The organism is Natronorubrum halobium, from assembly GCF_051351675.1.
GTDB lineage: Archaea > Halobacteriota > Halobacteria > Halobacteriales > Natrialbaceae > Natronorubrum.
The window spans coordinates 95323-116709 of the sequence record NZ_CP195597.1; the positions used below are offsets into that span (position 1 = coordinate 95323).

Consider the following 21387-nt stretch of genomic DNA (forward strand, 5'->3'; position numbering starts at 1 on the left):
TGTTTACTATCGTTAGGCTAGTTTGAGAAGCGATTAGGTCGTAGAATCTCGCCCTTCGGTACCGTAACGTGCGTTCATACGTTACTGATTCGACTACTCCGCCATTGTGTTTGGAGTAGATGCGTCTGCTGTTCCGGTCCAGAACCACGTAATCACGATCGAGATTATGAGGGCAACTGTCAAACATACCGTCACCGAGAGGGCCTTCCTAATACCGTAAACCTCTGCAAGAAGCCCGACTGCAGCAGGTGCGGTCGACATTCCCACATACAATGATCCATTTGTCAGTGCATTCAGTGGTCCACTGTATTCCGGAGCTGCCTCAACAGCGTACGCGGAGAGTAATGGAAATCCTCCTGAGATCCCCGCACCAGCAATGAAAACAACAGTGAACAACGGAATTCCAATGAAGCCCGAAAATGCAACTGCGAGTGCTGGTGCCACAGGAAGCATCATTAAGACCAAGAGTAACAGGTACGGAACCTGGTCGACAACATACATATATACTAGTCGTGCAGGCAGGTATGCTAATAGATATATTGATAAAAGCAGGTTTGCAGTCACCGTATCGTAGAATCCACCCGCATAGTATGCGAGCCAAGTAAACATAATCCCCTCAAGCGCCCCGACGAGGACCATACTGATACAGGCACAGACAACTGGCGGCCGGCGGAGCAGAATTTGAAGACCGTTTTTGGACAACGCTCGTTCTGCGTCCATGGAAGGGAGGTTGTGTCGCCGTGCGAGGACTGCAGCTGGCAAAAAACAGATAGCAATGATAACGAAGACACTACGCCAGTCCGCGAGTGTGAGAATACCACTAACGAGCTGTGGACCGAGGACGGCCCCGATAGCCCAGACGAAGGTATAGGCAGCGTACATCCTCCCACGGTTATCGGGATAGAGGTGACTGAGAACGACTCGATCAACCCCTCGAAACGCGCCAGAGGCCGACCCTTGGGCGAGCAACGCCACAAGAAACAGAAGATAGTGTGGAGCAATTGCCATCAAGAGCAGCGAACCGATAACGCCGGCGATGCCGAGCACCATCGTTCGTTGAACGCTAATGCGGCCTGCAAGGAGTCCAGTCACGAGTATCGCTCCAAGGAATCCAATGGTTCCAGCCGGAGCAACCAGTCCGAGTGCGGCCTCTGAGACCCCGAAAGCGCGTTCCAAGCTGACGAGAATTGGCCCTCTAGCCTGTGTGGTGATCGCTTCAGCCAGAATAAACAGGAAGATCACGGCTATCCATGTCCAATTTTTGTTCCAACTTTTGCTATATGATCTCATCAACTCGAATCCTATCTAACTATTTGTGAACACCCTTCGAAAGGTTTCGGTTTCAGGGCAGGTATCGACTATTGATTCATCGTGTGAATATCGATAGAATTCTGATGGTAACGGGGGAGGCAAGTTAGCGATAGAGTTTTCGGATTCAAGTTTCTAAATTGGCCGTGGTGAATCGCCATAAAATGGTGCAATCGCCTAACTCACAGCACGCTTGATATTGTCGACGACACACATCAGGACGATTTCACGGAACTCTCAACACCCGCTTTGCGCACCACGGCATCGCCGAGCATGCGTTTAATCACCGAGAATACGGTCTCAGACAGGCTTTCTGGCCGTAGAGAGCCCTATCGATCGCGCGCACAACGCGCGGATCGATAGGACGGAACCCACGGTGCTTGATCACCGGTCTCACACCCTCTTCACTGAGCTTCTCGCGTAATAGTTACCAGTCGCGGGTGTCGTGCGTTTCTCGGTCGTACAATGAATGTCGAGGACGACTTGTGTGGCTGTATCGATGAGCGCGGTGGTTTTGAGCGTCTGCACGCGGCAATTCGTGCGACGGCAGCAGTGTTTACTCGCGTTTTCGCGGTCGAAAAACGTCGCATCCATTGCCGCTCGACCTGATGGCTCGTGCAACTGACAAGCACAGCAACACTCGCCAGACGGCAATTTTGATCCTGTCAAAGGCCTTCACTAGCGTCGAGTGATGTGGGAGATCGGCTATGTCGAGGCCGATCTCCACCAGTATTTGTGGCATCTCGCTAAGGCAGATCAAGTGCTTCCCGGTAGGATTTCTCCAGGTAAATCCGGAGACAGTGGAGCGAAACGACGGCGTAGTCGGCGAAGCCGCCGCCACCCTGCGGGGCGGCGACTTCGCCTTAGCCACCAACAGCATTTTTAGACAACGTCACGACCTTTCCAGTGAAGAGGGAAATCTTCGACATGAACATCGGAAGCTTCCCGCTTCAACTCCCTAGTTCTAACGGACTAAGCCGACACCGTTTAGTGATTTACCAGAGCCATCTTGACGAATATTTCCCTGATGCTGAAGGCCAGATGACAGATTTCTGTAAGAACAAGAGACTGCGGTGGATTCCAAATACTAGTCCAATGGTTGACTATTCTCCGACGATAGTAGGCTAATCACAGCATCGCCTAGCGATCCTACAGAGCACAATAGAGCAGAAGAAACAAGCCTTGACCGACTACCTCCGTTATGCAGTACAAGCAGTGTATGAGAAAACGGATGTTCTTAGGAGACAGCTGACGGCTACAGAGAGGTATCGACAAAACGAGTGTGATCAGAACGGCCCTCAACAGTATAGCGCCGTACAGCGATTCCTCGACCGAAGAGGAGATGCTGGACCCGGTCGAAGAGGGTGTCCTTGTCAGCTTTTTCTTACAGAATCAAGATCGAATGCGGTCGATACGGACAGTATGGAAGAACTGTGTTAGATCGATGTGAGAAAACGGTTTCTGTGCGATGGCAACACCTCGAGTTACGGCCAAAGGCCGCGCTTCGCCTTCGCTTCCGCGATCCGCGAGAGCGCGACGACGTAAGCCGCGTCGCGCCAGCTGAGATCCTTTGCCTCGACCTCCGTTCGAATCTCCTCCCAGGCGTCGAGCATCTTCTCCTCGAGTTCCTCGTTGACCTGCCCAAGACTCCACTTTCGCCGGTTGATGTCCTGGAGCCACTCAAAGTAGCTCACCGTCACGCCACCTGCGTTGGCAAGAATGTCCGGAATCACGCGAACGCCGCGCTCTTGGAGGATGGTGTCGGCGGCGAACGTCGTCGGGCCGTTCGCCCCCTCGACGACGATCTCGGCCGAGATGCTGTCGGCGTTGTCCACGGTAATGACGTTGCCGACCGCGGCAGGGATCAGCACGTCCACGTCGAGTTCGAGGATCTCTTCGTTGGTGAGCGACTCAGGCGCATCCTGCTCGAGGACAGCCTCCGGTTTTTCCTCGTGGGTCGGGATCGATCCGATGTCGAGACCGTCCGGATCGCAGATAGCGCCGTTGACGTCGCTAACGGCGACGACGCTAGCATCCCATTCCTCGAGAAGGCGGGCGGCGTTGGCGCCGACGCTCCCGAATCCCTGAACGGCGACCGTGGTATCCTCGAGGTCGCCGCCGTAGTAGTTGACGGTCTCGCGGGCGACAATCGCCGTCGAACGGCCGGGTGCCTCTTCACGGCCGTAGCTGCCACCGACGACGGGCGGCTTCCCAGTGACGACGCTGGGGATTGTCTTGCCCTGCTGCATCGAGTAGGCGTCCATGAACCAGGCCATCGTCTGGGCGTCCGTCCCCATGTCGGGCGCCGGAACGTCGGTCGTTGGTCCGATGACGTAGCGTAACTCCTCGGCGAACCGACGGGTGAGCCGCTCGGTTTCCTCCTCGCTCAACGACTTGGGGTTGACGGAAATGCCGCCCTTCCCGCCGCCGAAGGGAAGATCCATCACGGCGCACTTCCAGGTCATCCACATCGAGAGGCCAATGCACTCATCGGCGTTCACCTCAGGGTGGTACCGGAGTCCGCCCTTGTATGGCCCGCGGACGTCGTCGTGCTGGGCGCGGTAGCCCGTGAAGACGTCGACGCTACCGTCGTCGCGCTCGAGTGGGACCGACACCTGCTCAACACGCGTCGGGTGTTTGAGCCGTTCGATGATGCCGTCGTCGACGTCGACGTGCGTTGCGGCGCGCTCGAGCTGTCGGCGGGCGGTGACGAGCGCCGAATCGAGTTGTTCCTCCAGTTCGGATTCCTGCTGGGTTGGTGGTGTACTCATCGGGAATTACGCAGTGAATATTTTTTGTGGGAGTTTGCAAACGTTTCGGTTCAGTTACTGGTGACGTAGAACGTTTAGTTGATCGCGTCCGTCCAGATACTGGAGATCATGTGAAACGGCATTCCCCCTCGAGCACCGTCTCATCGCAGGGGCGGATGCTGGCGGTATGTTCGCCCCAGTCCGGCGGGTAGCCAGCCCCATCGAGTAGCTGACGCGGTCCTCATTTTAGAGGCCGTACTCCGTGATCTCGTCGCGCCAGGCCTTCTCGACCGCCTCACAGGTGACGCCAGGTTCGGCGACGTCGAGCGCGGCTTCGATCTCCTCGACAACCGATGGCAGCCGTGCGCTTGAGTTCCGCTGACGGATCTATGACGAACGTCGTCCGGGCGAGCGGCGAGTAGTACCGGGGACGGCACCCCGATAGTTCGATGATGACAGGGTTGCTCGCTTCGAACTGGCGGTCGGTCCAGGTTAGGTGTGGTCGCCCGAGGGCATCAGCAGAATGATTAACGGATAGTCGCCGCCGAACTCATCGGTTCCCCGGTCCAGCCGATCGTAGAGTTCCAGACCACTCCGTGCGAGCGTTCAACGCCTTGCCGTGTTGAATAGCGATTGAATCAGCCGATATCTCGGAGTAGAAGGGTGACATCAAGGAACTCGACTCTTGTTCATGGGGGTCGATCTCTTCGACTTCGTTGAGAGGTGTCATCACCTATCCAAACAAGTGTTGGGGAAGTACGCGGGCGAGTCCGCTGGATTAACGTTGTTCTCCACTGTTTCCGGCTCGAAGAGGACCACAACTTCTATGAGACCGAATATTGACTGAAGTACATGGCCAAGATCCGTGATGTCCTTGAACTTAATCGAGATAGTCTCCCAGACTACACCACGATCTACAAATCATTTGACCGATTGAAGATGGGGTTCTGGCGGGCGTTGCTGCACTGAAATGCGCAGCAGCGCCCGCAGTCAGGGCATGTCGCTCTCGACAGCACGTTCTTCGATTGAGGTCATGCCTCAGCATACTACCAGTCGTGATCGAACCGGTCGGTAAAAACACTCAAAGTCACGACATTAACCGATACGGGTCATTTGCTGTCCTTGATGTGCAGTGTCACGCTCAGTGGAGGCATGATGAGACCGTTACAGAAGGGTTCATACATCCCAGCTAAGTGGCCATCAATCGTGTCATCCCCCTCAATTTCATCATAAAATGTCGTACTGATCCGTACACAGGATCACGCTTCCATCACTATACTCGGCGATATCTCCGTCCGCGTCTTGAAGATCCTCTCGAACGAGAAACCGAACTCCTCAGTCGCTCCGACGGACGAGTGTCACGACTGGCAGTTTGTCTGACTCGAACGTTTCGCGTCCTTTTTTGAGAGTCCACGCTCTCGCTCATCTTCTTGCTTGATCCTTTTTCTCCAGCGGTCACGTAGAACTCATCGGCTTCACAGACACCTGAAAGATCGAACTTAGGGCCGGTATTAAGAACGTCTTGAACTTCATGAACGAAGTCTACGACTGACTTGTAGGATCGATCAAGCTGGCGAATAATCTGTGCCATCTTCTTCTCTTCCATTTCCCGGATGATGTGAATATCTTCGGGAGGGGAAAGCCGATGCTCAACAAAAATCGTCCTCGTGAGATCGTTGAAGATACTCTCACAGCTCGGGCACTGATAGCGTTGTGCACCCTTTCTCGTCGTCGCCTTCTTGATTGGCCTGTATTATCGAAGTGTAGACATGCAAAATTACCTAGCTACCGCTGATCACGCAGATACTCTCAACAACCCCCCTTGTCTGGGAGAAAGATCTCTTTCATGTTCTCCTTGCTGACCAAGTTGAAATCAACTATGTCTTCCACACGGAAAAGAAGTAGTCACAGCTTCAGATGAGCCAAAGCATTTTACCATCTCGGTGAGATGACTTCCGTAATGACCCCTCAAGTTCGATGCTACGACTGTGCGGAGGCGTACGAAATCGATGACCGGAAGCGCTGTACGTGCGGGGAGCCCCTCTGGTTTGATACCAACCCGATCGGTATGGGGTGGCCCGACGATGAGTGGACCGCCGGAATGTGGCGATATGTGGATACCCTTCCGGTGTCTGATCCGGTTGGTATTCCTCCCGGAACGACGCCACTCGTCCGCGCGGATAGGCTGGACGAGTATGTCGGCTGTACGCTTTACTTGAAAAACGAAGCCCAGAACCCAACGGGGAGTTTCAAAGACCGTGGAACTGCGGTCGGCGTCAGCTACGCTGCACAGACCGGTCATGAGTGGGTCGGAACCGTCTCCCACGGCAATATGGCGCTCAGTACAAGCGCGTACGCTGCAAGTGCTGGACTCGAGTGTGCGGTCTTCGTGCCAGTGGATACCCCGCCGGAGCGACTCGAGCTCATCAACCGACATGACCCGCACGTTTTCCGCGTCAAGGGTGACTACGGCCGACTGTACGCGGAGACGCTCATACTCGAGACCGATGTGATGTTCGTCAACTCCGACACGCCGCTTCGAGTCGCCGGTCAGAAGACGGTTGCCTACGAAATTCTCGAACAGCTACACCCTGCCGAACCGGATGCGCTCGTCCTCCCGGTCAGTAGCGGCGGGCAGGCGAGCGCCGTCTGGAAGGCAGTTCGAGAACTCGAGTGTGCCGGCCTGATCGACGACGTCCCCCGACTCTATTTCGTTCAGGCGGCAGCGTGCGACCCAATTGCAATGGCCTACCGGGAAGACAAAGCGGTAGTAATGCCAGTGTCGGCGGACGAAACCATCGCGATATCGATCGCGAACAGCGATCCGCCGAGTGGGACGCGAGCGCTCGAGGCAGCGCGTGATACCGGCGGCGCGGTCATTTCCGTGCCGGATGACGAGACCCGTGACGCGATGGCACACCTATCGACGAAGGCGGGAACGTCCGTTGAACCCTCAAGCGCTGTTTCACTGGCCGGTGTTCGCCATCTGTCGAGTTCGGGTCACATCAAAGCGGACGACGACGTAGTTACAATCCTGACCGGATCCGGATATAAAGAGCGATATGGCGCCGAAATTAACGTTCGATCGATCGATCTCGATGATCTCGAACAGGAGCTTAGGAGCGTTGTTGGCCGCTGAAGATGATTTGAAACGCGATATTTGGTCAGCAGTCTCTCAGTTCACACGATCCAAGAACATTCAGAATTTGGACTCTCTTAGAGAGGTTCGAAGGAGAAGATTTCTAACTCGTTTGCCATCACTTATGTAATTTATACTACATTCGAGAGTTATTGATTCGGGTAACTCAAATTATAAGTATATGAAACTGTTTTTCGATCTGCCCCATTCTGAGGATTCAAATCTGGTGGCAGGCCATCTGGTGGTATAAGAATTGCACAACACCCCCTCAGACGCTTTCTGAGAATCTAACCTGTCAGTTATTATTACCAGCTGATCCGATGAGAACTACCGACGTTTCTCGTCAAGTGATATAGAAATACCCGACTAGGGCGGTTCTTCACGGTTTGAAGATTGTGATATCAAGACCGAATTTTAGGTCTATAGCTATAGTAGTCGCTAAAAGTCAATGCATACCCGATCGCACGACGGCTATGCGATCAATATGTAAATCGTTTCAGCGGCTACTATAGTTTGACCAAGCTTCTCACAAACGTGTTCAGCGAATGCCATGCAACAGAATTTGATGAGGTTTTGGAACGCGAGTGGACGGCGACGCCCGGCAGGGTGTTCGACGCCCGCCTTTATATGATATATTTCTAATCGAAACTCAGTTACAACGGTAGAACGCAGAAGCGAAAGCTATGAAAGATACTCGGCGATCGCTGCGAGAAGTAACATCATAACGACAAGCACTGTTGCGACCACGCTCACTACGGGCGTGAGCCCGGTAACGAGCATGTTGTAGATGACAATCGGGATTGTTCTGAGCCCAGGTTCAACCAAGAATTGCGACGCGGTAAATTCACCGAATGAAAGGATGAATGCGATAAAGAATCCGGCCAAGATACCTGGAGCCATCAACGGTAACGTAACGTTCATGAACGTAAGTGGCCGATCCGCTCCGAGCATTCTCGACGCCCGTTCCAGGTCTCGATCGAACGTCAACAGTTGCGACCGGACCAGCAAGAATACGAAAGGGAGCGTCAACGTGGTGTGACCGACGATCAACGCCGGGTATCCACTCGGGAGATTAGTCAGACTGAAGTACCGAATAAGCGCGAAACCGACGATCACTGGTGAGATCACCATCGGAAGCAAGATGACCGTCGATAGCTCTTCTTTGTACGGGAAGTCGCCCCGGACGAATCCGAACGCAGCGACGGTGCCGACGACAGTTGCGAGGATGCCAGCGGCCGTCCCAACGTAAAAACTCACGAGTATCGAACTGACAACCTGCCTGTCAGTGAACGTTTCGACGTACCAGTCGAGAGTGAGACCGTTATAGGGTAGCGTCGGATACCGCTCGGTCGTAAGAGACGTTAATATCACCATAACTATTGGCGTAATCAAAAAGAGGAATCCCAAGACAGATCCTGTAACGACGGCAGTGTGGGCGATTCGGTCGGTGTTCATATCCTCGCGAACACCTCCTGGAGATCGAGGATGGAGTTAAATAGTAGTAGTCCGACGAGCAGCAAAACGGTATAGATCGTCGACAACGATGCTGCAAGCTGAGAGTTTCCCGCCTCCAATTGCGCAATCGCGATCTGATTCGCGATCATCGTCTGTTCTGGTCCTCCAAGGAGCACCGGTGCTAAGTACGAGCCCGCAGAGAGGATGAACACGATTAGTCCCGCCGCGACGATCCCGGGGAGACTCAGCGGGATGACGACGTTCGCTATCGTTCTGAAATACCCGGCACCGAGCATCCGTGACGCGTGGATGTACTCGCTATCGATTGTGTTCATCGAATTGTAAATCGGTAACACCGCAAACGGAATAAAGACGTTCGCGAGACCGATCACGACGCCGGTTGAGGAGTAGAGGACGCGCGGGACGTCGTCAGTAATCAGCGACAGCGGGCCCACCGGCGCGAAAAACGTCATTATTCCGAAATACCTGATGATGTACGCGACCCACAGCGGCATCAGTACCAGCGCCATCATCAGAGCAGGTCGTTCCGTAATATAGACCAGATAGTAGGCAATGATGTACGATAACACCAGTGCGACGATCATCGTAGCGCCGGCGTATATGAACGAACGAACAAATGCGCCGCGATACGGTTCGTTGAGCGAACGTACGTACGACTCGAAGACACCGCCGCTTCCGCTCATATTCAAGCTTTCTATAGCAAGCAGCAACAGCGGCCCGATAAAAAACAGCCCAACCCACGCGAGTCCCAGAAACGCCATCGTCTTGTGTGTCAGCTTTCGCGAGAGGACTTCCGGAACGGGGTGATTGCTGACGACCTTCATGGGAGCATCACTTTGTTATCCGGAATTTCGACGGTTATCTCGTCTCCTTCATTAAAGTCCGGGAATCGCTCCGTGTAGACGAGTACCGTCCCCAACTCGCTGACGACGACGGTGACTTCCGACCGATCTCCCATATCGAGAATTTCTTCGACAGATCCGCTGAACGCGTTCTGACCGTCGGTATTTCCGTTCGTGGAGATCCCGACGTCCTCCGGTCGAACGTATCCCGTGACAGGTTCGTTTTCGTTCTGATCGCCGAACGATCGATACCTCTCGGAATCAACCGCGATTTTCGAATCGCTTGTTTCGATCTCGGCTCTATTGCCGTTCTGTTTGATCTGCCCCTCGAATTTCGTCGACTTCCCGACGAATTCTGCAACGAAGGAGTTTGCCGGATGTTCGTAAATCGTCTTCGGATCCGCCTCCTGTTGCTTTTTCGCGTCCCGTAACACGATCACTTTATCGGACATCGATAACGCATCAGCCTGGTCGTGCGTGACGTAGAGCATCGTGACATCCGTTTCGGCCTGCATCTGTTTGAGCCAGGAACGCATCTCTTCGCGCAACACTCTATCGAGGCCGGTCAGTGGCTCGTCGAGAAGTAAAATGTCGGGTTCGAAGGCGATCGCCCGACCGAGAGAAACCCGTTGTTGTTGCCCGCCACTCAGTTCGCTCGGGTTGTGTTCGCCGTGTTCCGGGAGGTCAATCAGTTCTAAGATCTCGTCGACTCGGTTTTCGTACGACTGAACGTCGTAGTCTCGCATCCGGAGTCCGTACGAGATGTTTTCCCGCACGGTCATATGAGGGAACAGCGCCGTATTTTGGAAGGACATCCCGATGTTTCGTTTGTTCGGCGGTCTCTCCGTTACGTTCTCGCCGCGGAGGTAGATGTTCCCTTCAGTCGGTTCGAGGAATCCGGCTATCGTGTGAAGGATCGTCGATTTTCCACAACCACTCGGTCCTAGCAGCGTGACGAAGTCACCTCCCTCGATTCCGAAGCTGATGTCGTCAACTGCTACTAAATCTCCGTAGCGTTTTACCAAACCTTCTACTCTTAATATCATTATTTACCTTGTTTATCTTATCTGGAGTATTATTTCAAGACACCTGAATGTCTCCTACGGTTCATAGTCACCGGACCTTATCAATTCGAGCCGCTCGATGATGTCCTCGTGGTGTGGATCGAGGGCTTCGTAATCCGTGAAAGCGAAGTCGGACAGACTATCAGTCCATCCCGGTAAGTCGGTAACCGCCTCTGGCGGGTCGGCCATCGGTGGCGCATAGTTGGTGTGCTGCGGATACGTCTCGAGGCTTTCTTCTTGGTACTGGAAGTTGAGGTAGTCGTAAATGTGTTCTAGGTTATCTTCGTCGGCATTAGCTGGAATGCCCGTCCCGTCGACACCGACGACACACCCCTCGTCCGGAATCACGTACTCGATGTGGTCGTGTCCTTCGTTTATGAGACTAAACACACGTCCGCCCCACGCCTCTGAGATGTGGGCTTCCTCGTTTTGAAGCTGCCGCATCATCGTGTCAGCAGCCTCAAAATAATTGAACGTTTGATTGTTCTGTTCTACCAATAGCTCTTCGATCTCCTGCATCTGATTGTCGTCTTCGAGCGCCTCGTAGAAGTCCAGACCGAGGGCGAGCGCCGCGTTGGTGTATCGGTAGTGCGGTCGGTTCAACAACGAAACGTACCCGTTGTACTCGTCTCTCAGTAGCGCATCCCAGGACGTGTGTTCTTCCTCAGCGAGCTCCGAATTGTACGCGAATCCGGTTGTCACCGTTTCCCGGAGGAGCATGTGGATCTCCCCGTCGTCATTGAAGGCGAACGGCATCGCATCCTGATTCCGCGTGTCGTCGTAGGTGTTCTCCTCGAAGTTCGGGGTCTGATCCAGATCGATCGACTGGAGGAGGCCTTCTTCCCCGGCTCGGTGGAAGAATTCGTCGTTCGACGTGACCACGTCGTACGTTTCCGGATTCTGCTCAATCATGGTCATGTACTCTTCCGCCTCGGCCGCGGATTCGTGAACGACTTCGATATCGGACTGCTCGGTCCACGCCTCAGCGACTTCTTCTCTGGCCTCTTGGAGGGTTCCGCCGAACCCGAGGTGGATCAACTGGTCGCTATTTCCTCCTAAACACCCTGCTATCCCGGTTCCAACACCAGTGGTAATTATGCCTAGTGCTGTTCTCCTGTTAACTGATGTCATGCCAAAACATCTAACGTCAAACCTTATTAATCTTGTTGCTTCGTAGAATTGAGGCTCGATTTCGCGGTGTTCACTTACTGAGCCGAGAGCCAGTAACCGAGCGACGGCGGTCGTTTTTACGGATATCTAACCATTCGACGAAGATTGTAGACGCACATTTCAGCACCAACTCCCAGAATTCGAGTGCCATTTTCGCGCACGCACGGCGGAGCCGAGCGTACGCTTGATGCTTGAGAAGGCGGTTTCAACCATCCACCGATGATTGTACCACCGGCTATTCATCCGGGCGTTGCGCGCTTTATCGAGCGAGGAGTCGATCCGATGCTTGATCAACGGACGAATGCCATCGGCACGAAGGTCGTCGCGGAACGGCTTCCCGTCGTAGCCTCGATCTGCTGCCAGCGACCTGCGGCCTGATCTTGGCGTCATGTTTCTTGGTCGTCGTGCAGTGAACGTCGAAGACGTACAGCGTTTTCACGTCGACCAGTGCGGTCACTTTGAGCGAGCACACACGATAGTGTGCGCGAGTCACGTAGTGGCGTGAAGGCTGGTCTCGGTCGAAGCCGGTCGAGTCGATCGCGGCGTGGTTAGTGCGTTTCTCGGCTGATTCGCTGAGAAACGCACGGTAGGTCTCCCGAGATGGTTTCGAACCAGTCACGAAGCACGGTGAAGTGTAGTAGCCGCGTCAACCCAATCTCCTCGAAAATGCCGGGCATTTCGCTCAGCAGGTCGATCGTCTGGCGGTAGGACGTCCCGGGCTCGATTCGGAGTGCCTGCAGCGTGAGCATCACCCACTCGGCGAACCCGCCACCCCCTTCGGGGTCGGCGGGTTCGTCGGGATCCTCGACAATCTTTTAGCTTTTGCGACGCATTTTCGGGTGAAAAGACGGATTTCGGAAGTCACAACACTCCGTCTCTTCGCTTTCTACAGTGATAATGGAATCGTCGCCTTCCCGTCTAGTAGTCCTACAGAGCAAAGCTTTCCAATGGTTTTCATTACGATTGTACGAGGAGCATCTGTGTTCGGTTAAGGCCACACCTCCGTGTTGAAGGCTTGAACCGGCCGTTTATTCAAGGTAAGGCGTGATCTCTCTGGTTGGCTAGCCTCGCGACGCACTTCGTGAATGGCTGGAAACGTCGTAAGGAGCCGATGCAACCTGAACACGGTTGCATCGGCAACCATCGTCTCACGGAACTGGGTGAGTTGCGGTGCGATCGTGTAAGGGACCGCGACCTCCTCGAGCACGTGTGAGGTGGTCACGAAGTTCTGGTATGAACCGGTCGTAGAAGCTGGATCGAACTATGGTCTGATTGGTCGCAGTCTGGTAGGTGCGTTGAAACGCGGTGATAGAGCGGGTTTTTACGTCCCCGGCGAAGCCCAAGATGAGCGACCAGACGAGCATAGAGATGTGGATCTTCCGATGACGTTGAACGGCATCGCGATCACGCGATGTCTTCGACGAGTTCGGCTAGAAAGAGGAAAGTCAACCGACGGCGTATGAGCGTTGGAGAGAGTTCCGTTAGCACTACCTCTCTATACGCACTTTCTGGAGATTTGTGAATGTCAATCCACCGTCTTCGAATTGACGGTGTCCATCATGTCCGCTTGATCAGTCTTGTGTCGAGAAACACGTAGGCGAGTACCGCGGCGATCCAGCGGCTCTGTTTAACGTCACCAAACAATTTAAGTGCGAACGACGCAATTCCAGAGTTAGATGGCGATGAAAGCGAAAAACCCGATCCAATCCCTCGAAACCACGATACAGATAGTGGAAGAGTTGAAAGAAGCTGAACAAGCGGGCCTCACGGAACTTGCCCAGCGTCTCGATATGAACAAAGGCACCGTCCATCATCATATGACCACGCTCCAGCAGCACGGTTTCATCGTCAAAACCGATGGACAGTACCGAATCGGTTTACGGTGTCTAGAATTCGGCGCCCACATCCGATCGCGGATGAACGTGTACAAGGTTGGAAAGCCCGAAATCGATAGTTTAGCCGAAGAAACAGGAGAGATAGCCAATCTGATGGTTGAGGAAAACGGACGAGGAATCTACATCTACACCACAAAGGGCGAAAAAGCGATTTCGCTCGACACGAAGGTCGGCACGCGGCAGTATCTCCACACGTCAGCATTAGGCAAGTCGATCTTCGCACATTTGCCGGAGGAACGGGTCGAAGAGATCATCGATACGCACGGTCTTCCGGCCAAGACCGAAAACACGGTCACTACCCGAGATGAACTCGAGTCGGAACTGGAGCGAATCCGAGAGGAAGACATCGCGTTCGACGGCGAAGAACGGGCCGAAGGCGTCAGGTGCGTCGCCGCGCCGATCTATAATAAGAACAACAAAATTCTCGGTGCAGTAAGCGTCTCGGGACCGGCAAGCCGAATCAAAGGAGACGTATTTAAGGAAGAAATCCCCGAACAGGTTCACAACACGGCGACGGTTATCGGCATCAATGTTTCCTATGATTAAACGCCGATAGCCGCGCAGACTTGCTCTTTCGAGCGCACTCGAACAGTCACTAATCAAAACATCCCCTCCAATCTGGATGGACGGTCCGTATCCTTGACGCGGCTGGATCGCACCCTTGAGTCAGCGAGGCTATCCGCGAAACGCAGTACGCCCGCTTGCGAAGTCACGGAACCCATTGTACGATCCTAAGAGCACGGGGAGATCACCGCGTTCACCTGCGGGAATCCGTTGAATGAGCCATCCATCCGTTCTAGGCTAATCCCATTGTGACAGAGACGAGCCGGTCCAACCCCCACTCCTTCGACGAGACAACGTGGTTATTCGCAGACAATATCCGACGAGATCAATGCACATCACCCATGACATGCTCGCCGTCGAGAAACCGATCTGGATGGTCGGTGACAGCGCCTATGACACACTCGACTAGTACGGCCCCTGTGGCCAGCAGGTGATCGTGCCAATCGATCCGTTCAACGTACAAAACGCTGACGACCAAAAGACATCGAGTATAGGGTCGAAGACCGCATCGAGTAGCACGGTGAAGACGTACAGCTCAAGCAATCGACGCTAGACAAGATGTACAACCGCTGGACGGGGGTCGAACGAACCAACGACGCGGTCAAGGACTGCGGCCTCGGGGCGTAGGTGCGCCCGAGGTCGCGTTCACACACGAGAACAGATGTTCCTGGTACTGTGCCTGCGGCTCGTTGTCGCAATCATCAACTACGAACCCGGAGACAATCCTAAAAACATGATAATCATGATACAAGGAATATTCTATGACACCCTCTTAGAACGGATGATGAGCCGTTGGAAGACACAATCGAGACGTTAAAATCCCGGCTGCCGCAACCGTTTTTATGTTGCTCTCCGGTTCATTAAACCGACAATTATAATTGCGTGGACTGCTTCTTACGACTGCACATGGATCTCGGTATAGAGAGCAATACGGCGATCGTTACAGCTGCTGGAAGCGGCCTCGGAAAAGCCACTGCGGAAGCCTTCGCACGGGAAGGGGTCAATTTAGTCCTCAACGATTTGAACGAGGAGAACCTCAACGAGGCAACGAACGAGATCGAAGATATTGCGGCCAATGGAGCAGTCGTTCCGGTCCAGGGAGATCTCACAGAGGCGGACGATATCACGGAACTCGTGGACACGGCGGTTGACGAGTTCGGTGGGATCGACCACCTCGTAACGAGTTCAGGCGGCCCCTCGGCTGGTCCATTCATGGAGATGAAAGACGACGATTGGGACTTCGCACACGAACTCCTCCTTATGAGCGTCGTCCGACTCTGCAGGGAAGCGTATCCACACCTCCAGGAAGGGGACGGCGGGACCATTATCAATTCGACCTCCCGAAGCGTAAAAGAGGCGATAGACGGACTCGTCCTTTCGAATGCGGTCCGTTCCGGTGTTGCTGGCCTGTCCAAGACGCTTTCGATGGAGTTCGCACCCGATGTCCGGACGAACATCGTCATGCCAGGCCCCACCGAAACCCAGCGAATGGTCGACCTGATCGAAAGTGGGATCGAACGAGGGGAATACGACAGTTATCAGGAGGGTCGCGAAGCGAAAGCTGAAGGAATCCCGCTTGAGAGAGTTGGTGACCCCCAGGAATTCGGGGAGTTCGTTGTGTTCCTCTCTTCGCCGTGTGCGAGTTACATCAATGGGGCCGCCATTCCGATTGACGGCGGCTCGATGGCGTCGAACGTCTAATCGGACGACCATTTCGAGACACGCGAACCTGAGTATTTTTTCGGGCCTGCTATCCAATGACATCGGTAGCCGTCCACCGCCGGTTCGATAGGGCCGTACGATCCGTGGGAACGCCACAGCAACAACCCCTTTTCGACTGTGCAGAAGCGATCCGAGGAGAGATACCTCACAAAAGTATTAGTAGAAAGCAGTTCACCATGTAGTATGCACGGATGGAGAGCGAGGCTCGGGCTGTTAGTACCAGCGAGTAATACGACCAACGAACCGGAGTTCTATTCGTCCCTGCCGGACGGCGTTTCCATTCACACTACCCGAATGAAAACGGGAAAAACCGACAAAGAGGGGCTTGAGTACATGAACGAAGATGTCGAACGCAGTAGCGAGGTGTTAGCCGCAGCGGACGTCGACGTGGCCATCTACGGATGTACAACTGGAAGTTTGATCGGCGGTCCCGGCTTTGATGACGAGGTCACGTCGACGGTATCTGATATCACCGGCGTTCCGTCGGTTGCGACGGCGTCCGCGATAAAAGACGCGTTCGACGCCCTGGGCGTCTCCACGCTCGCGATCGCCACCCCCTACATTTCCGAACTGAACGAGCGGGAGCGAGACTTCCTCGAAGATAGCGGGTATAGCGTGTGCGATATCGCCGGGCTCGAGTTGGACGAAAACCAGGAGATAGGCAAACGTTGGCCACAGGAAACGTACCGGTGGGCGCGCCGGATCGACACCGCCAATGCGGATGCAGTGTTCGTAAGCTGTACGAACTACCGGACGTTCGACGTGATAGAAACCCTGGAGCGCGACCTAAACAAACCGGTCGTCACGAGTAATCAAGCGACGCTCTGGAAAGCGTTGCGGACGGTCGATATCGACGACCAACTCACGCTCGGAGAACTATTTTCGGTGTAATGTACTCGATCAGGACGTTCCGATCGGGAAAATACCGACTCGATTGGAGGGTCCCGCCACGGTCGGCCGTCGATCGATAACTCGTACTTGGGGATCAACGTTGGTTTAGACGGTGTTCTCGAGGAAGGACGTCACGATATCGGCGGCTGTGTCGACTTCGTCAACTGGAACGTACTCTCGATCCGAATGCGCGATCGGTCCCTCGTCATCGGCACAAAGACCCGGTCCGAATATCGCCGTCGGCATGTACCGGGACAGGAACGACGACTCGGCGGCGACGATGAACGGCCGTACTTCCGGCCGAGACCCGGTAGTCCCCTCGACGGCGTCGACCATGTCCTGAATGACTGTTTCGTCCGAATTGACCTGATGCGCTTCCAAGAACCGATTCGGTTGATACGGATACCGGACTGTGACGTCGCAGGCGAGATCGGCTAGCATCTCCTCGAGCGTTTGCTTAAAATCCCTCGGACTCTCTGGGGGGACGTTCCAGCGGTTGATAAACATCGAGACTTCTCGGGGGACTTGGCTCGTCAGTTCGCCCACCGGACCACCCTGAATCCAAGAGACGGTCTGATTCGACGTGCCGAGATAATCGTGTTCCATCTGCTCCATGTTCTCGAGGCGTCGGACCGCCTCGGCGGCACAGGAAACGGCGCTACGGCCACTTTCACTCGTCCCGGCGTGGGCCGCGACGCCTTCGAAATCGACGATATATTTCAGGCTGCCGCGCGCAGCGTTACACACGTCTAATCCGGTCGGTTCCCCATTTATCGCCATGTCGAAGCGATCTCCTTCGAGGGCCAGATAGTCGTACAGGCCCTCGGAGTACGTTTCCTCGTCGGGCGAGATGACGAGCGTCACCTGCCCGGATTTGGGCATCACCCGGGAAAAGCCGCTGATCAAAGAAACGAGACAGCCCTTCGCGTCGCACGATCCTCGTCCGCGAATTTCGTCGTCGTCGCGCTCGTACGGCATATGTGGGGGCACGACGTCCATGTGCGAATTGAGAAGCACATTTGTCCCGCCGTTCTCCGAGCCCTTGCTGGCAATGACACATCCGGATTCGGGATGGACGTGTGCTTCATCGACGACGTCGGTCAGGTATTCGCGAATTTTGTGGACCGATTCATGGCTCGGGATTTGTACTAACTCTTCGAGAAGTGGTAACGGCTCTCTCGGATCCATGTACTAATACAGAAGATCGATCATATTTACTCTTTTGATTCCAGTCGGACCTCCGAGGCGAATTCAACGATGTCCCTCGATACGTTCCGCATCGGAGCGGTATCCGTCGAATAGTCGGACGTTGGTACGTTCCGGTGAGCGTCTCTCCAAAACGGAATCATCGCAGTGATCGAGCGTTCGAGTTCCGGTACGGAAAGATCGTGAACGGAAGGATCGTTGCCCGATGCGTCCGAACGCTACTTCGTCGAAGAACAACGTCGCACGGCCCCATAGTACGATGCCCGATCGAGGCTCAGCGTTCTTGACCGACACCGCTACTAGCGGTCAGTTTTATCGTTGACATATTGTGTTACGCCGTCGTCTTTCGACAGCACGATGTTCCGCATGGACCCGCGGTTGTTCCCATCGAGTGCGCGAACGTTGTGTTCGAGAATGTCGACGAGCCGATCCCAGTGTTTCGGCGTGTGTCCGGCCATGTGTGGTGTGATAAGTACGTTTTCGAGGTACCAGAGCGGATGATCCGGCGACAAGGGTTCCGGTTCCGTGACGTCCATCGCCGCACCGCGGATGCTTTCATCACGAAGCGCCCAAATCAACGCGTCAGTATCAACGACCCCGCCACGAGCGACGTTGATCAGCACCGCATTTGGGGGGAGCGTGATCAACTCCTCGCGACTGATCAAATGTCGCGTCTCGTCTGTCAGAGGACAGGCAAGAACGAGGTATTCCGTCCGCGCGAGGGCGTCGTGAAGTTCGTCGCGTTCGAGGCTGATTACCTCGTCGGTCGGTCCGCCTTTTTCGGGCGTGTATCTCGCACCGATCGTGTGCACGTCGAACCCTCGAAGTCGCTTTGCGATTTCCTGTCCGACAGAGCCGAGACCGACGATCGTAACTGTACTCCCACAGAGTTCGGAAGCCTGGTAGTGGCGCCACTCGTGGTTTTGCGTTCTCTTCCAGCCTTCGTGGAGATTTCGCGCAAACACGAGGATTTTCCCGAGGACTTGTTCGGCGATTCCGGTAGAATGGATTCCCGATGCATTCGTCACGGTCACACCTTGTTCCTGTAGACTCTCTATCGGGAGATGGTCAATCCCCGAAAAAATACAGGCGAACAGTTCGAGACGTTCGGCGCTCATCACCTGTTGTTTGTCTAACGAGACGCCGGTCACGACTTGAGCGTTCGTAACGATTTCCCGCTCCTCTTTTGGCGTTCGTGCCAACCGTACAGTGGAATCCGGCAGACGGTTGCTAATCTGCGTGGCGTAGTCGTCCGTCGAAAGGCCCTCCGTTCCTCGACGAAGGACAGCGATATCTACGCCAGTGTTGTTAGTAGTCATTATACAGTGTTATTCATCGTGGCGCCGATTTAAATCTATCGTCTATGGGATTTCCCAGCAAAAATATAATTGGTTTAATAATATAATTATAGTATAACTTCAGTTATATTTATAGACGTTATAGATGGGTTTTTGATACGAATTGGTGATCATACGAAAATTGACGGTGATTCGTCTCGACGAGAACGGACGAGCGAGATCGCGGTGGTTCCACCGAAACGATCGTCTCATTATGAACCACCGATCGCGTACTTATTGCTCCTTGACCCACTCTTCGATCCGGTCGAACGCTTCCTCGATCCGTTCGGTTGAGATGGAATACGCCAGCCGGACCCGTCCCTCGCCAGTCGAACCAAAGACCGTTCCAGGAACGGTGGCGACTCCTTTATCGCGGAGGAGCTCCCAGACGAACGATTCCGCGTCTATCGCACCGTCCGGGATCGTCGGCATGGCGTAAAACGCTCCCTGCGGTTCCGGACATGACATCCCCGGAACGCCGTCGATCCGATTGAGGAGGATCTCACGCCGCTCGGCGAAGGCGTCGACGAGCGGTTTGTGTAGATCACCCTTCAGCGCACGGAGGCCTGCGTATTGTGAGATTGACGACGCACACGTCGATGTGTACTGGCGAAGCCGGATGATCGGATCGATTAGTTCGGTGGGTGCAGCCAGGTAGCCGAGTCGCCACCCTGTCATCGAGTAGGCCTTCGAGAATCCGTTTACTGTCACCGTGCGTTCGAACATCCCGTCCATCGCGGCGATGCTCCGGTGAGGGGATCCATAGATGATCTTTTCGTAGATTTCGTCGGAGAGAACGAGCAAGTCATGTTCGACGGCGACGTCGCGAACGACCTCCGCCCCCGCTTCGTTCAACACGCCTCCCGTCGGGTTCTGCGGCGTGTTGACGATCAGCAATTTCGTGTCGTCGCTTACCGCCTCGCGAAGCGACGCCTCGTCTGGTTGGAATCCGTCCTCGGGATTCAACCGGTAAGGAACGACCGAGCCACCGGCGGCGTTGATCGCCGGTTCGTACGTCCAGTGGGGGTCGGGAACGAGGACCTCATCGCCCGGGTCGACCAGTGCTAATATCGTGACGAAGATGGCCTCCGTCGCTCCCGAGGTGACGACGATCTCGTCGGTCTGATCATATTCGAGACCGTTCTCGTCTGCGAACTTCCGAGCGATACCGTTCCGGAGTTCGAGAAGTCCGTAATTCGACGTGTAGTACACGTGACCGTCGTCGATCGCCTGCTTCCCCGCCGCTTTAATCGGGGCCGGCGTATCGAAGTCTGGACGCCCGATCTCGAAGTGGACGACATCCTGGCCCTTGGCTTCGAGTCGGTTGCACTCTTCAAAGATCTCTCGTATCCCTGAAAACGGGATATCTGTCATTCGTTTCGCTTGCACGACTACAATCTACCGGGCAAATCAATTAAAACTTTCGTGAAGCAGAAATTCAACCGGTAAACAAACGGAATACTCCGTCTATCCTACTAAAAGCGAATTGTTGTCGACGAACTGGACCGCGAGAGGGGTTGTCTTGATCGGTCCACGGTGGCTCGATCGGTTCGGTTACTCTCGATCAGTCCAGTAGTCGAACGAGCGGCCGGGTGCGAACACGTCGAGGCCGACCGCAAGCTCGTCCCCTTCGTTCTCGACCGCGTGTTCCTCCCAGGGTCCCAGCCATGCCGAATCGTACTGTTCGAGCGTCACCGATTCACCGTCCTCAGAGTGAAGGGTGAGTTCCCCCTGCAACACGATGCAAACCTGTTCGTTCTCGTGGTTGTGCATCGGTGAAGCGTGTCCCGGCGGTTTCTCAAACCATTCGAAGGAGAACTCGTCGCTGCCGGCCAGCGAAACGCGTCGCCATCCTTTCTCCGGTTCGTACGATTCAGCATTGTCGAATTGGACGACTTCCATACGGCTCCAGTTGAGGCTCTATTATTTAAGAGTTTTCATTCTACGGGGTGCGTTCGGGTTCGGAGGCGAAATCGGATGGCATGATCCGCAGAACCCGCCGACGGGTTAGGCTCGTAATTCG

At 54.6% G+C, this 21387-nt stretch carries 14 protein-coding genes and 7 pseudogenes; 6 read left to right on the forward strand and 15 right to left on the reverse strand.

The window, feature by feature from the left end; genetic code table 11:
- Nucleotides 1-93: 93 nt before the first annotated feature.
- The 4 genes and pseudogenes from ACSFC7_RS27435 to ACSFC7_RS27450 all read right to left on the reverse strand — a co-directional run.
- On the reverse strand, nucleotides 94-1242 hold the full coding sequence (locus ACSFC7_RS27435; protein ID WP_436348736.1) for an MFS transporter: 1149 nt from the start codon (nucleotides 1240-1242) through the stop codon (nucleotides 94-96).
- Between the two features lie 243 nt (nucleotides 1243-1485).
- Nucleotides 1486-2237 (reverse strand): annotated as a pseudogene (locus ACSFC7_RS27440) (IS5/IS1182 family transposase).
- 555 nt (nucleotides 2238-2792) lie between these two features.
- Complete coding sequence (gdhB, locus tag ACSFC7_RS27445; RefSeq protein WP_436348737.1) at nucleotides 2793-4079, reverse strand: glutamate dehydrogenase GdhB; 1287 nt, start codon at nucleotides 4077-4079, stop codon at nucleotides 2793-2795.
- Between the two features lie 80 nt (nucleotides 4080-4159).
- Nucleotides 4160-4640: pseudogene (locus ACSFC7_RS27450) on the reverse strand (M24 family metallopeptidase); the annotation flags it as partial.
- Nucleotides 4641-4749: 109 nt separating this feature from the next.
- Between ACSFC7_RS27450 and ACSFC7_RS27455 the strand changes: the two are divergent.
- A pseudogene (locus ACSFC7_RS27455) lies at nucleotides 4750-5215 on the forward strand (IS5/IS1182 family transposase); the annotation flags it as partial.
- A 30-nt stretch (nucleotides 5216-5245) separates the two neighbouring features.
- Here the strand turns inward: ACSFC7_RS27455 and ACSFC7_RS27460 are convergent.
- Nucleotides 5246-5861 (reverse strand): annotated as a pseudogene (locus tag ACSFC7_RS27460) (IS1595-like element ISHti5 family transposase); the annotation flags it as partial.
- 157 nt (nucleotides 5862-6018) lie between these two features.
- Between ACSFC7_RS27460 and thrC the strand changes: the two are divergent.
- Nucleotides 6019-7197 (forward strand): threonine synthase, encoded by a 1179-nt coding sequence (gene thrC / locus ACSFC7_RS27465; protein ID WP_436348738.1) that lies wholly within the window; start codon nucleotides 6019-6021, stop codon nucleotides 7195-7197.
- A gap of 681 nt (nucleotides 7198-7878) precedes the next feature.
- On the opposite strand, the gene ACSFC7_RS27470 is transcribed toward thrC, so the two are convergent.
- The 6 genes and pseudogenes from ACSFC7_RS27470 to ACSFC7_RS27495 all read right to left on the reverse strand — a co-directional run.
- The gene (locus tag ACSFC7_RS27470) at nucleotides 7879-8652 is read right to left on the reverse strand and encodes an ABC transporter permease (RefSeq protein WP_436348739.1); all 774 of its coding nucleotides are present in this window, start codon (nucleotides 8650-8652) and stop codon (nucleotides 7879-7881) included.
- Nucleotides 8649-9497: an ABC transporter permease gene (locus tag ACSFC7_RS27475; RefSeq protein WP_436348740.1), complete on the reverse strand. Its 849-nt coding sequence runs from the start codon at nucleotides 9495-9497 to the stop codon at nucleotides 8649-8651. The genes ACSFC7_RS27470 and ACSFC7_RS27475 overlap by 4 nt, the downstream gene beginning before the upstream one ends.
- Nucleotides 9494-10561 (reverse strand): ABC transporter ATP-binding protein, encoded by a 1068-nt coding sequence (locus ACSFC7_RS27480; RefSeq protein ID WP_436348741.1) that lies wholly within the window; start codon nucleotides 10559-10561, stop codon nucleotides 9494-9496. The genes ACSFC7_RS27475 and ACSFC7_RS27480 overlap by 4 nt, the downstream gene beginning before the upstream one ends.
- 54 nt (nucleotides 10562-10615) lie before the next feature.
- Nucleotides 10616-11710: an ABC transporter substrate-binding protein gene (locus ACSFC7_RS27485; RefSeq protein WP_436348742.1), complete on the reverse strand. Its 1095-nt coding sequence runs from the start codon at nucleotides 11708-11710 to the stop codon at nucleotides 10616-10618.
- A 116-nt stretch (nucleotides 11711-11826) separates the two neighbouring features.
- Nucleotides 11827-12614 (reverse strand): annotated as a pseudogene (locus ACSFC7_RS27490) (IS5 family transposase).
- A gap of 216 nt (nucleotides 12615-12830) precedes the next feature.
- A pseudogene (locus ACSFC7_RS27495) lies at nucleotides 12831-13237 on the reverse strand (IS4 family transposase); the annotation flags it as partial.
- A gap of 188 nt (nucleotides 13238-13425) precedes the next feature.
- Here ACSFC7_RS27495 and ACSFC7_RS27500 point away from each other — a divergent pair.
- The 4 genes and pseudogenes from ACSFC7_RS27500 to ACSFC7_RS27515 all read left to right on the forward strand — a co-directional run bounded on the left by ACSFC7_RS27500 (nucleotide 13426) and on the right by ACSFC7_RS27515 (nucleotide 16821).
- On the forward strand, nucleotides 13426-14190 hold the full coding sequence (locus ACSFC7_RS27500) for an IclR family transcriptional regulator (RefSeq protein WP_436348743.1): 765 nt from the start codon (nucleotides 13426-13428) through the stop codon (nucleotides 14188-14190).
- A 343-nt stretch (nucleotides 14191-14533) separates the two neighbouring features.
- A pseudogene (locus ACSFC7_RS27505) lies at nucleotides 14534-15025 on the forward strand (transposase); the annotation flags it as partial.
- Between the two features lie 89 nt (nucleotides 15026-15114).
- Nucleotides 15115-15909, forward strand: coding sequence for an SDR family oxidoreductase (locus ACSFC7_RS27510; protein WP_436348744.1), 795 nt, complete (start codon nucleotides 15115-15117; stop codon nucleotides 15907-15909).
- Nucleotides 15910-16047: 138 nt separating this feature from the next.
- Complete coding sequence (locus tag ACSFC7_RS27515; protein ID WP_436348746.1) at nucleotides 16048-16821, forward strand: maleate cis-trans isomerase family protein; 774 nt, start codon at nucleotides 16048-16050, stop codon at nucleotides 16819-16821.
- A gap of 105 nt (nucleotides 16822-16926) precedes the next feature.
- On the opposite strand, the gene ACSFC7_RS27520 is transcribed toward ACSFC7_RS27515, so the two are convergent.
- From ACSFC7_RS27520 to ACSFC7_RS27535, 4 genes are all read right to left on the reverse strand, one after another.
- Nucleotides 16927-18009, reverse strand: coding sequence for a M20/M25/M40 family metallo-hydrolase (locus tag ACSFC7_RS27520; protein WP_436348748.1), 1083 nt, complete (start codon nucleotides 18007-18009; stop codon nucleotides 16927-16929).
- Between the two features lie 317 nt (nucleotides 18010-18326).
- Nucleotides 18327-19346, reverse strand: a complete 1020-nt coding sequence (locus ACSFC7_RS27525; protein WP_436348749.1) for a D-2-hydroxyacid dehydrogenase — start codon at nucleotides 19344-19346, stop codon at nucleotides 18327-18329.
- Between the two features lie 252 nt (nucleotides 19347-19598).
- Nucleotides 19599-20753 carry a pyridoxal phosphate-dependent aminotransferase gene (locus ACSFC7_RS27530; RefSeq protein WP_436348750.1) on the reverse strand — a complete coding sequence of 385 codons (1155 nt, stop codon included), beginning with the start codon at nucleotides 20751-20753 and terminating at the stop codon, nucleotides 19599-19601.
- A 165-nt stretch (nucleotides 20754-20918) separates the two neighbouring features.
- A complete protein-coding gene (locus tag ACSFC7_RS27535; RefSeq protein WP_436348751.1) occupies nucleotides 20919-21266 on the reverse strand; it encodes a cupin domain-containing protein in 348 nt (115 codons plus the stop codon).
- Nucleotides 21267-21387: the final 121 nt, after the last annotated feature.